Source organism: Lentzea sp. NPDC055074, assembly GCF_053608005.1.
The window spans coordinates 1-11,221 of sequence record NZ_JBSGUQ010000041.1 but is presented as its reverse complement, the minus strand read 5'-3'; the positions used below and the strand labels follow the sequence as shown (position 1 = coordinate 11,221).

11 protein-coding genes and 1 rRNA gene are annotated in these 11,221 nt (G+C 70.4%); 3 read left to right on the top strand and 9 right to left on the bottom strand.

The window, feature by feature from the left end; translation table 11 throughout:
- Positions 1–91: 91 nt before the first annotated feature.
- A complete protein-coding gene (locus ACWF7A_RS43880) occupies positions 92–967 on the bottom strand; it encodes a LysR substrate-binding domain-containing protein (RefSeq protein ID WP_452256391.1) in 876 nt (291 codons plus the stop codon).
- Positions 968–1,047: 80 nt separating this feature from the next.
- On the opposite strand from ACWF7A_RS43880, the gene ACWF7A_RS43875 reads away from it, so the two are divergent.
- Together ACWF7A_RS43875 and ACWF7A_RS43870 are read left to right on the top strand one after the other, a co-directional pair.
- The gene (locus tag ACWF7A_RS43875; protein WP_452256389.1) at positions 1,048–1,929 is read left to right on the top strand and encodes an EamA family transporter; all 882 of its coding nucleotides are present in this window, start codon (positions 1,048–1,050) and stop codon (positions 1,927–1,929) included.
- On the top strand, positions 1,926–2,501 hold the full coding sequence (locus ACWF7A_RS43870; protein WP_452256388.1) for an NAD(P)-dependent oxidoreductase: 576 nt from the start codon (positions 1,926–1,928) through the stop codon (positions 2,499–2,501). Before ACWF7A_RS43875 ends, ACWF7A_RS43870 begins: the two co-directional genes overlap by 4 nt.
- Here the strand turns inward: ACWF7A_RS43870 and ACWF7A_RS43865 are convergent.
- From ACWF7A_RS43865 to ACWF7A_RS43845, 5 genes are read right to left on the bottom strand one after another with little or no spacing between them, the layout of a single operon-like run.
- Positions 2,467–2,943 (bottom strand): GNAT family N-acetyltransferase, encoded by a 477-nt coding sequence (locus ACWF7A_RS43865; protein WP_452256387.1) that lies wholly within the window; start codon positions 2,941–2,943, stop codon positions 2,467–2,469. The two genes, ACWF7A_RS43870 and ACWF7A_RS43865, sit on opposite strands and share 35 nt — an antisense overlap.
- An 18-nt stretch (positions 2,944–2,961) precedes the next feature.
- Entirely contained in the window at positions 2,962–3,426 is a 465-nt protein-coding gene (locus ACWF7A_RS43860; protein WP_452256386.1) for a hypothetical protein, read from the bottom strand.
- Positions 3,426–3,929, bottom strand: coding sequence for a SigE family RNA polymerase sigma factor (locus ACWF7A_RS43855; protein ID WP_452256390.1), 504 nt, complete (start codon positions 3,927–3,929; stop codon positions 3,426–3,428). The genes ACWF7A_RS43860 and ACWF7A_RS43855 overlap by 1 nt, the downstream gene beginning before the upstream one ends.
- A gap of 10 nt (positions 3,930–3,939) precedes the next feature.
- The gene (locus ACWF7A_RS43850) at positions 3,940–4,326 is read right to left on the bottom strand and encodes a hypothetical protein (protein WP_452256385.1); all 387 of its coding nucleotides are present in this window, start codon (positions 4,324–4,326) and stop codon (positions 3,940–3,942) included.
- 31 nt (positions 4,327–4,357) lie between these two features.
- On the bottom strand, positions 4,358–5,038 hold the full coding sequence (locus ACWF7A_RS43845; RefSeq protein WP_452256384.1) for an acVLRF1 family peptidyl-tRNA hydrolase: 681 nt from the start codon (positions 5,036–5,038) through the stop codon (positions 4,358–4,360).
- Between the two features lie 397 nt (positions 5,039–5,435).
- Between ACWF7A_RS43845 and ACWF7A_RS43840 the strand changes: the two genes are divergently transcribed.
- On the top strand, positions 5,436–6,338 hold the full coding sequence (locus ACWF7A_RS43840; protein ID WP_229694335.1) for a hypothetical protein: 903 nt from the start codon (positions 5,436–5,438) through the stop codon (positions 6,336–6,338).
- A gap of 134 nt (positions 6,339–6,472) precedes the next feature.
- Here the strand turns inward: ACWF7A_RS43840 and ACWF7A_RS43835 are convergent, their stop codons facing one another.
- The 3 genes from ACWF7A_RS43835 to rrf form a co-directional block, all read right to left on the bottom strand.
- Positions 6,473–9,265, bottom strand: coding sequence for a S8 family serine peptidase (locus tag ACWF7A_RS43835; RefSeq protein WP_452256383.1), 2,793 nt, complete (start codon positions 9,263–9,265; stop codon positions 6,473–6,475).
- 147 nt (positions 9,266–9,412) lie between these two features.
- Positions 9,413–10,954, bottom strand: a complete 1,542-nt coding sequence (locus ACWF7A_RS43830) for a deoxyguanosinetriphosphate triphosphohydrolase family protein (RefSeq protein WP_452256382.1) — start codon at positions 10,952–10,954, stop codon at positions 9,413–9,415.
- A gap of 174 nt (positions 10,955–11,128) precedes the next feature.
- A 5S ribosomal RNA gene (gene rrf, locus ACWF7A_RS43825) occupies positions 11,129–11,221 on the bottom strand; the annotation flags it as partial.

The following is an 11,221-nucleotide window of genomic DNA, read 5'->3' as shown; positions in this document are numbered from 1 at the left end:
CCTCATACCGGGCGTATCCGGGCGTTGCGGCGGTGCCGCCTCCGGGTCCCTCGGCCGCCACTGTCGCCCAACGAGACTTGCAGGACAGCGCCTAGTCCGGCACCACACCCAGCACGTCGAGGAACGCGGCCGCCGCCGGTGTCAGCCCGGCCGCGTTCCAGACCAGGTGCTCCACCCGGGAGGGCCCGTCGACGATCGGCACCGTCACCACCCCGCTGAGCTGCGGTGTGTACCGCGACGGCAGCACGGCCACCGCCAGCCCCTCCCGGATCAGGCCGGCCATCAGCTCCGCGGTCGTCACCTCGAACGCCACCTCGCGGTGCAGTCCCGCGACCGAGAACGCCTGATCCGACTGCACGCGTCCGGGCGACTGCGCCGGGAAGTCCGCGAACAGCTCGTCGGCCAGGGCCTTCAGGTTCGTCGACTCCAGGCTCGCCAGTGGATGCGAGGGCGCCACCACGGCGACGTGCTCGTCCCGTGCCAGCTCGCGTCCGCGCACCCCTTCCGGCCGCACCCCGAGCGGCAGCCCGAGGAACGCGAGGTCGAGCCCGCCCTCCCGGACCTGGCGCACCATCTCGTAGCTCGTCGACATCCGCAGCGCGACCCGGACCTGCGGATACCGGTCCCGGAACACCTTCAGGGCCGCCGGGAGGTCCACGGCGGCGACGGTCGGGATCACGCCGACCACCACCCGTCCACGCACCTCCCCCACCGCCGCGGCGACCTCGGCCACCGCCCGTTCGGCGAAGTCGAGGCACTGGCGCGCGGACGGCAGGAACGCCGCCCCCGCCGGGGTCAGCCGGACGCTGCGGCTGGTGCGGTCGAACAGGCGCGCGCCGAGGGACCGTTCGAGCCGCGCGATCTGATGGCTCAGTGCCGACTGGACGACGAGGCATTGGCGGGCGGCTTTCGTGAAACTGCCGGTCTCGGCGACCGCGACCACGTACCGCATCTGCTGGAGCTCCACTCCACCCATCTTGAATCACGATGGATCAGATGAAAAGCATGTGTTGGACTCATTGATCGAGCGTGCCAACACTGGACGACGTGAGAAACAGCGATCTCTCCCGCACCGCGCTCGCGGCGTTCGCGCCGGTGGTCTGGGGTTCCACCTACGTGGTCACGACCGAGCTGCTGCCGGTCGGCCACCCGCTCTTCGCGGGCCTGCTCCGCGCGCTTCCCGCCGGCCTGATCGCGCTGGCGGTCACCAGGACGCTGCCGAAGGGCACGTGGTGGGGCAGGGCCGCCGCGCTGGGCGTGCTCAACATCGGCCTGTTCTTCCCGTTCCTGTTCATCGCGGCCGAACGCCTGCCCGGTGGCGTCGCGGCCACCCTGGGCGCCGCCCAGCCGCTCGTGGTGGCGTTGCTGGCGGTCGGCGTGCTGAGGGAGAGCCCGTCCGCGTGGCGGCTCGCCTGGGGCGTCGTCGGCGTGGTGGGCGTCGGGCTCGTGGTGCTCGGCCCCGCGGCCGGGTTCGACCTCGTCGGCGTGCTGGCCGGGCTGGGCGGCGCGGCGACCATGGCGCTCGGCGTGACGCTGACGAAGAAGTGGGGCAGGCCCGACGGGGTGGGCCCGACGGCGTTCGCGGGCTGGCAGCTGACCGCGGGCGGGTTGTTCCTCCTGCCGGTGACGTTCCTGTTCGAGGGGCCGCCGCCGGCGATCGGCCTCCCCGCGCTGCTCGGCTACCTGTGGCTCGGCGGCGTCGGCGGCCTGCTCGCGTACGTCCTGTGGTTCCGCGCGATCACCACGCTGCCGGTCACGTCCGTCTCGATGCTCGGCCTGCTGTCCCCGATGGTCGCCGCGCTGCTCGGCGTCGTCGTCCTCGGCCAGACCCTGGACCCGGTGCAGCTCACCGGTTTCGCCCTCGCCCTCGCCGCGATCGTCGCCGCCCAGCGGCCCGCACCCGTTCTCGCCAAAGGAGCTCTCCAGTGAGGATCGCGGTCGTCGGCGCGTCCGGCATGGTCGGATCGCGCGTCGTCATCGAGGCGGAACGGCGCGGGCACCCCGTGACGGGCGTGTCCCGCAGGACCGGCGGTGACGCCACCGACAGGCTGTTCATGGACAGCGTTCTGTCCGGAGTGGACGGTGTCGTCGTCGCCACCACGGGCACGACCACCACCACGGTGCTGGATGCGGTGCTGGCGGCCAGAACGCGCGTCATCGTCGTCGGTGGAGCCGCACCGTTGCGAACACCGGACGGCAAGGGCCTCGTGCTGGACGACACCCGGTACGTCCCGGCGCACATCCGTCCTCTCGCCGCGGCGAGCATGCGTCAGCTGGAGGAGTGCGAGGCCCACCGGGCCGACTGGGTCTACCTGAGCCCGCCCGCGCTGCTCGAACCCGGCGAGCGCACCGGCACCTACCGCCGGGGCACGGACGTGCTGCTCACCGGCCCGTCGTCGATCTCGGCGGAGGACCTGGCCGTCGCGGTGCTCGACGAGCTCGAGAACCCGGGCGAGGACCGGCGGTTCACGGTCGCGAGCCGAGCTCCAGCCGCAGGATGACCTCGCCGTCCTCGTCGGTCTCGCCGGTCGGCACGAACCCGAACCCGCGGTAGAACGGCTCGGGCGACCCCTCCCCCGGCACGTAGCTGGTGAACAGCTCGGTGGCCCCTTCAGCACGCAGCAACGCCACGACCTCGTCCAGGATCGCCGTGCCGTAGCCGCGGCCCTGGTACCCGGCGCCGACGAGCAGGCGCCACAGGAAGTACGGCCCGACGATGCCCGGCCGCGGCGTCACGTCCCAGCTCAGCATCACGAACCCGACCGGCTCGTCGCCGTCGTGGACCGCGCGGAACCACGGGTTGGCATCGGGGTTCTCCCGCGCGTCCTGGAAGGACTTCTCGACGGACGCGACGAACTGCTCCTGCGCGGGGTGCACGCGCACGGCGGTCACGGCGTCACGGTTGGCGTCGGTGACCTCGACCAGGCGGATCTGAGCGCTCATGCCCCGGATTGTGCCGGGTCAGCGGGTGGTCGAGGGCGAGGTCGACACGGGACTGGTCCACGCGGACGTGGGCGCGCCCGTCGACGTCAGCGGAGTCGACAGCGTGCTGGGAGGAGAACCGGAGCCGGGCGGTGGTGGCTTCACGGGGAGGCTGGACCGCGGGGGCGTCGGTGGCGGCACGGTCGCCGGCGTCGGTTCGACCGAGGTCGGCGGCGAGGTCGTCGTCGGCACCGGCGACGTGGTGGTGGAGGACGGGACGGGCGGCGTCGCCGGTTCCGGGGGTGTCGCGGCGGGCAGCACCGCAAGTGCCACCGCCACGACCCCCGCGGTCGCGAGCCCGGTGCCGACCACCGCGATGGTGCGGCGGCGCGCTCGCACGGCCTGGCCGCGCCGGATGAGGTCGGTGGCCGTGACGGCGCGCGGCGGCGCCTCTTCCCCGTGCAAAGCGGAGAAAGTCGCCCGCAGGTCGTCTTCGCGAACCATCACACCTCCAGCCTCAAGTGGTCGAACTCCGGGCCCAGCCTGCGCCGCAACGTCTCCAGGCCCTTGCTGCTCTGCGACTTCACGGTGCCCGTCGAGCAGTTCAGCGCCGCCGCGGTGTCCTCGACGCTGAGATCGTGCCAAAAGCGCAGCACGAGGACAGCGCGCTGCCGTGCGGGCACGGCGGTGAGCGCCTGCCACACCACCAGCCTGTCCTCCGTCCCGGGGACGGAGGACAGGCCTTCGGGAGGTGCGTCAGTCAGCTTCTCCCTGCGCCATCGCACTTTGCGGCGTTCGGCGAGGAACGTCCGCACGACGATCTGGCGCAGGTACGGTTCGAGCCCCGACCGGTCGCTGAGCTTCGGACCGGCCAGGTACAGCTTCAAGAACGCCGACTGCATGACGTCCTCCGCCTCGTGCCAGTTGCCGCACAGCAGGAACGCCGTGAAGCGCATCGAGTCGGCGCACCGGTCGAAGCAGTCGGTGAACTCGGCCTCCCAGTTCAGCGGGTGCTCCTCACCCGGCCGGGGTCGACGAGACCGGCGGCGTCGTCGCGGGCGGGGTCCAGGTGGTCGGACCCGGCTTCGTCGGCAGCGGCGTGGGCAGGATCGACGACGACGGCGGCACCGGGGTCGTCGACGGCGGCTGCGGCTTCGTCACGGGCGGCGTGGTCTCGACCGGCACCGACGTGGGCGGGTGCTGCGGGGTGGTCGGCAGCAGCGTCGGCGAGGTGGAGACCGGCGGCGTGGTGGCCGGCGGAGTCGTCGGCAGGGAGGTCGGCGGCTGCGGAGCCGAGGTCGTGGGCCGGGGCGAGGAGTCGCCGCTCAGCGCGAGCGCGGGCACCGCGATGCCGATGGCACCCAGCGCCACCGCTCCGGCCACGATCACCATTCGTTTGCGCACTTGCAGCTCCAGCAGGTCAGTGGCGCCAGGATCAGGCACCCTCACCCGTATCCATGCGACCGGGTCCCGGCGGGGTTGCCCCTGTGTCCTGGATCACGATCTCGACGCACCGGGCCCGTTCGGCGGCCTCGTCCAGGACCGTCCGCCGGGGTTCGGGCACGTCGAGCACCCGGTCCTCCGCCTTGGAGAAGACGCCCGAGAGCCTGCGGTCGTTGCGCAGGACGTCCAGCGCCTGCCAGTCGCCTCCCAGCACGACGCTGTCGAGCTCGGCGAGCCGCGGTACGAGCACCCTCGCCACGTCGTCCGCGGCGGCCTGCAGCGCGACCCTCGCCTGCCCCTCACGACGCCGGGCGAACCTCTGCTGCGACCACCCGCCGGCCCGGATGCGGCCGTGGACCTGCTTGCGGTCCGTAGCCGACACCTCGACCCTGCCGCCGAAAGCCACCCCGACACTGTGACCGCCGAGCCGCACCAGGACGAGCCCGATCCTGCGGGGCTCCGTCAACTTTTCAACCACCTCGTATATAGAGGTACCGCCGCGCGTCGGGAACGTGGCCGTCGCGCCGTCCTCGGCGGTGACGACGACCTCGGCCTCCGCGACGCGGATCTCGACCGGTCCGTGCCGCTCGGAGAACCTGCCGATCCAGCCCTCGACGCGTTCGGGCTCCACCTCGACGGCCCGTCCACCGGGCACCGGCCGCACGCGGCTCACACGTCCCACCCCTTGGTACAGCAGAACGGGCGTACGGCCCCCAGGCCGCACCGGGCGGGCTCCCAGATGCCGGGAACGTCTGATTCGGGAGTCAGCACGCCCGAGTTGGTCATCATGCACACACTAGAACCACTCCGACACGGGCGGTGAACGGCACAGAGATGTTACTGATGGGTTCGGAGTGCTTGACAGATGAGTCTCGAAAGCGTGAACTCATCAACCGTATGGATTAACCATTGACTCCATCCGGCTCCGACCAGCGATGTTCACGGACGGGTAGGGTCACTGGGGCGTGATCTTATGACAGCGGGGAGTCACCATGACGACTGCTGCCGGTCGACCAACACTGACCGTTGACGAGACGGACTCAACGGGCCACGGCAGCCTTACGCAGCTCTTGACGACGGGACCGTTCCCCGAAGCGTTGAGGGCGGCGATCAAGGCGAGCCGGCTCAGCCTCGACCGCATCCAGCACCGGTTGGCGCTGCGCGGCGTGACCATCAGTGTCGCGACGCTCAGCTACTGGCAATCAGGACGACGAAGGCCTGAACGCCCTGAATCACTGGAGGCGCTGCGGCACCTCGAGTCGGTCCTGGGCGTGCCTCAGTCGGGACTGTCGGCACTGCTCGGCCCACCTCGTCCGCGAGGCCGCCGATGCCGTCCGACGACGATGATGCCGATCGACGCCCTCTGGGCGCGAAGGGAGCGGGTCGCGAACCTGCTCTCGAAGGTCGACACGTCGTCCGACCTGAAGCTCGGCCGGATCAGCCAGCACGACCGCATCGAGATCTCTGCCGACGGCGGGCAGAAATCAGTGTGGGTCCGGCAGATCCTCCGCGCGGAACAGGACGGCCCCGACCGCTGGGCGCTGGTGTTCGAGACCGAGGAGAGCGACGTGCTCCCCGAGATCCTGAACGTGCGCAACTGCCACCTCGGCCGCATCGCCCGTGACCACGAGGCCAACATCATGGTCGCGGAGATGATGTTCGAACGTCCGCTGACCCGCGGCGAGACCCTCATCATGGAATACCAGCTGGTGTTCCCCGAGGGCCACGCCCCCAAGGGCAACAACACGTTCGCGCGCAAGTTCCGGTTGCCGGTGCGCGAGTACGTGATCGAGGTCCGGTTCGACGAGACGAACCTGCCGTCGCGCGTGCAGCAGTACAGCGTGCCCGCGGGTGACGAGACGCCTTCGCGGCGCCGCAACCTCACCCTGGACTCGGGTGGCGGCGTGCACGCCGTGGCGCTCGGGTTCGGTCCCGGCGTGTTCGGCATCCGGTGGGAGTGGCCGAACCGCTAGCAGGGCTCTGACAGACGCGTGAGGGGCGCTTCCCGGCCAGGGAGGCGCCCCTTTCGTCGTTCTCCACGCTCTCGTGCACGAAGAAGGCCCCCGGCTCGTGAGCCGGGGGCCTTCCGTTCGGTCAGCTCAGCTCATCACACCCAGCCGGCGACGGACAGCGTCACCGAGCGGATCGAGCCGCGGTCGGAGCCCACCACGTCGGCGACCTTGAACACCCAGTTGCCGTCCGCGGCGTCCGCAGTCAGCGAGGACAGCGGCGCCCCCGCCTTCCAGGACCCGGTGAACGGTGCCTGCGCGCTCGTCACGCCCGAGAACGGCAGCGTGGCGTCGTCGGTGAACACGGCCTGGCAGATGTTGTTGCCGGTGCCACCCGCCCGCGAGAACAGCGTCACGGACTTGCCGGACGGCGAGGTGAGCGTGCCCACCAGGTCGCCGACGAAGGTGTGGTCGATGCCGACGGTCGTCGCGCCCTCGGTGGTCGAGCACGCGGAACCGTCCACGGAGAACTTCAGGTTCGACGCCGCGCCGACACCCGTGACCGGCAGCGAGATCGAGACACCGGTCTGGTCGTTGTCCGGGATGGCGACCGGTGCGCCGCCGTACGCGAACGTCTTGAACTCGCGCGACGGCTCACCCACGCGGAGCGTGAACGAGGTGGTCGTCGGCGACGTCGCGCCCGCGTAGGTCACGCGCGCGTCGAGCTTGACCGCCGAACCGAGCCCGGCGGACGCCGGCACGGTCACCTTGAAGGTGTTGCTGACGGTCTGGCCCGGGTCGATGTTGCCGTAGTACTTGGAGCGCGGCGCGATGGTCACGCCGGCCGACGTCGTCGACAGCACGACCGAGGTCGACGCGGCCGAACCGTCACCGTTGTTCGCCACCGGCAGCGTCACCGTGGACGTGGTGCCGGGCTTGAGGAAAGCGCTTCCGTCGGCGTCGTTGACGATCGTCGGCTTCTGCGCGCGGGCCAGTGCCTGCGGCGACGCACCCGTGTAGGCGAGGGCGCGGTCGGCCATCACGATGCCGGCGCCGGTGCGGTTGTCCACACCGGACTCGACGATGTCGATCGCCGTGGTGACAAGGGCTTCCTTGACCTCGGCGGGCGTCAGCGTCGGGTTGCCGGACAGGATCAGGCCGGCGATCGCCGCGGCGTTGGGAGCCGAGGCGGACGTGCCGAAGAACGGCGCGAAGCCCGGCACCGACGTGGTCACGCCGTCGGCCGCGGTGATGTCCGGCTTCTGCCGGGTCTCGGCGAGCGGCGAGCCGTCCGGCGCGAAGAACGTCTTGCGCGGGCCGTCGGAGGTGAAGCGCTCCGGCTTCTGCGAGCTGGTGAAGGCGCCGGGGTACGGGCCGCTCGGGTTGGCCGGGTCGCCCGGTTCGAGGTCGAACGGCAGTGCGCCGGCGGCAGGAGCGGCCGCGACCGAGATCGCGCCCTTCGCCGCCGAGTGGCCGCGCGTGGTGCCGGGCGTGACGTACTTCTTCAGGCCGTCGTTGGTGTCGGCGAACCGGCCGCCGAACAGCGACAGCGCGAAGTACTTGTCCTCACCGCGGTACTTCACGACCGCGAGGCGCGTGCCCGCGGAGCTGGACGGCGTGTTGATGCGCTCGTACGGGTCCTGCGCGCCGTCCTGGTTGTTCTGGCTGAAGGTGACAACGTTGCCCTGGGCGTTGACCAGGTACAGGTCGTAGTCGTTGGCCGACTGGCCCAGCGGGTCGGCCCAGTGCAGCACGGTGGGCGTGTCGCCGGAGAAGTTCGACAGCGGGTTGAACAGCTGCTTGGCGTTCGGGTCCGGGTTGAAGTCGTGCGCGGAGCCGGCGAACTTGCCGACGCCCACACCCGAGTCCACGAACTGGCCCTCGTAGTGGCCGGACGTGCCGTCCACGACGTTGCCCTGGTTGCCCGCGCTGGAGAAGAACAGCGCGCCGTCGGCGACGACCGTGTCCACCGCACGCGCGATGATGCCGTCCTGGAACGGCGACTCGTTGAAGTAGATGACGTCGTCGACGATGACGTCGCAGCCGAGGTCGAAGCGCAGCTTCTTGATGTTGTCCGCGAAGCTCGCGTCACCGTTGAACGCCGTCGCGAAGCCGAGCTCGGCGTTGGGCGCGAGGTCGTGCAGGATCTCGAGCATCGCGGTGCCCTCGTCACCGGAACCCGCCTGACCCGGCACGATGTCGACGGCGGGCAGCTCACCGGAGGCCTGCGACACGGCCAGCGAGCTCACACCGTCGGACAGCGCGCAGAGCTTTGTGCCGACACCGGTCACGCGGTACGAACCACGTGCGGCCTCGGCGTTGTGCGCCTTGTCGCTCTCCGCGACCTTGGCGGCCTGGACGGAGAGCTGCTTCTCCCCGAGCCGGCGCTCGATCTCCGCCGACTTGTCCTCTTTGGACGGAGCCTGCTTGCGGGCCTTGGTGTCCCGCTTGTTCTTCACGTCCTGCGTCATCGCGTCGCTGCCGGGCTCGACGCGGGCCACGTCGGAGCGTCCGGCGATCTCGGAGATCTTCGCGACCGGGACCTCGGCGCGCACGGTGCGGTGCTCGGAGGACACCGACCGGATCTGCCCACCCGCCGCGCGGACAGCGTTGACCAGGTCCTCGGAGTACTGCTTGGCACGGATGTCGACGAGCGTGGTGGCCTTCGGCGTCACGGCAACGCCGGTCTGCACCTGCGGAAGAGCGCTCGTGGTCGCGGCCGAGACGCGCTTGCGCGCCTCCACGACGAGTGCGCTGTCCACCTTGGACTCGGCAGGGGTGAGCGACTTCTTGACGCTCTGCAGCGCGGCGATCTGCGCTGCCGTGCGGTCGGTGATGGACTTGGACGCCTTGCCCGGATCTGCGGACGCCGGCGTGACGGCGGTGAGTGCGGCCAGAAGAACTGCGGTACCTGCGGTGACTAAGGTCGTGCCTCTTCGAGATCGGCGCACAGGAGTTTCTCCCCCGAACGTTGGCGTGCCCCCGAGCACGCGGCCTGCGACCGGCGATTCCCGGTCGAGGCGCCAACGTATGGTGCTTGCCTGATCACAGTCAGCATCCGATTGGGCTACTTCTCACTTAGCAGACACAATCACACTTCACAGAACAAAAGCGTCAGTCCACAACTGACCGGTTCGCCCGGAAAGCGCCTCCAGCAGCGCGGCCGCCTGGTTGTCGGTCAGCGACGCGACGAAGTCGACGACCGCACGTCCTCGCGCCAATCCCCTTACGGCATCAGGCCCAACCGGCAGGTCACCGGCCGCACCGACCAATGTGGACGGCTCCGTCCGGGCGAGCGCCGCGTACTCCGTTTCGGCCAGCTCGACGAGGTCGTGCAGCCTGCGCGGCAACCGATCCGCCTCTGCCCGATCGGTCACCCACTGCTCCAAAGCGTCCACCAGCGAACTGAGCAAACGGGCCTGTCCACGTTGGTGCAACGCCAGATCGGGCCGCAGCAACACAAAGCGCCGGTGCACGAACTTCAACACCTGCACCTCGTGCCACTGCTGCACGGCCAGCACGACGTGCCCCGACCGAGGCGTGGGCTCCTCGATCACCCCGACCGCGTCGACGAGCCGGCGAGTCCACCGAGCACTGAACCCGGCAACGGTCTGCTCGGCCTCGACAGACCCGTCGAACGGCACCGCCAGCAGCCCGTCGACGAGCTCCTTGCTGACCTTCCGCACCGCCAGCGCGAACGCCTCGTCGCTCATCACCCACGAGTCCTTGAGGTGCATGCGCCGCCGCAGCGTCTCGAGTGACCGTCCCGGCATCCGGATCTCGGCGTTGAGCTCCGCGTCGCTCAGCCCGGCGAGGTCGAGCGCCTGCGCCTGCCACGTGCCGAGCTCGGCGGCCACCGTCGCGTGCTGCAGCACCCCGACCCGATGGAAGTCCTCCAGGTCGTGGATCGCGTACGCGATGTCGTCCGCGGTGTCCATGACACTGGCCTCGACGGTCTGCTGCCACGACTCGATGCGCCCCTCGAACGGCTCCCGCGCCTGCCGCAGGTCGCTCATCTCCGTGACGTACGCGGAGAACTTCGAACTACCGGTCCCCGGCATGTCATCCGGCTCGGACGCACCACGAGGCGCGACCGGCAGATCGAGCGACTGGTGACGCGTCCACGGGTACTTCAGCATCGCGGCCCGCACCGCCACCGTCAGATCCAGTCCGAGCGCCTTGGGCCCGCGGACGTCCGTGGTGGTGATGATGCGGAACGACTGGGCGTTGCCCTCGAACCCGTCCGGCAACCCGAACCGGTGGCGGGCCAGCCGGTCCAGCACCTGCTCGCCGAGGTGCCCGAACGGCGGGTGGCCGAGGTCGTGGGCGAGCGCGGCCGCCTCGACGACGTCGGGGTCGCATCCGCCCAGCTTCTCCAGCACCGCGGTGAGCTCGGGGCGGACGGTCAGACGTTCGGCGATGGCACGGGCCGCCTGGGCGACCTTCAGGCTGTGGGTGAGGCGGTTGTGCACGAGCAGGCCGGAGCCGGTGGAGCTGACCACCTGCGTGACTCCGCCGAGCCTCGCGAAGAACGGGGAGCTCGCGACCCGGTCGCGGTCGACACGGAACGGGTTGGTGGCGAGGTCGGCGGTCCTGCCCACGCCGGCCGAACGTCGGGCGGCACGTTGCTCGTTGTGCATGGCAAGACGGTAGCCGGTCGCGGTCCTCAACCCGACTTGACGGCGCCCGTGCTCGGCTCGACCTCTGCGACCAGCTTCTTCGAGCAGGTGTCGAGGATCTTGGTGCCGACACGAAGAAGGCCCCTGCGGGGAGCGCTTGTGGCACTCGACCCGCAAGGGCCTACTTCGAAACAAGTTCGGCGGCGACCTACTCTCCCACACCGTAACCAGTGCAGTACCATCGGCGCAGAAGGGCTTAACTACCGGGTTCGGAATGGGACCGGGTGT

What these genes read in the sequence shown, in the direction of transcription:
- ACWF7A_RS43865 (WP_452256387.1), bottom strand. Translation starts at nt 2,943, where the DNA reads ATGAGCGCTCAGATCCGCCTGGTCGAGGTCACCGACGCCAACCGTGAC.
- ACWF7A_RS43830 (WP_452256382.1), bottom strand. Translation starts at nt 10,954, where the DNA reads ATGCACAACGAGCAACGTGCCGCCCGACGTTCGGCCGGCGTGGGCAGG.
- ACWF7A_RS43860 (WP_452256386.1), bottom strand. Translation starts at nt 3,426, where the DNA reads ATGGTTCGCGAAGACGACCTGCGGGCGACTTTCTCCGCTTTGCACGGG.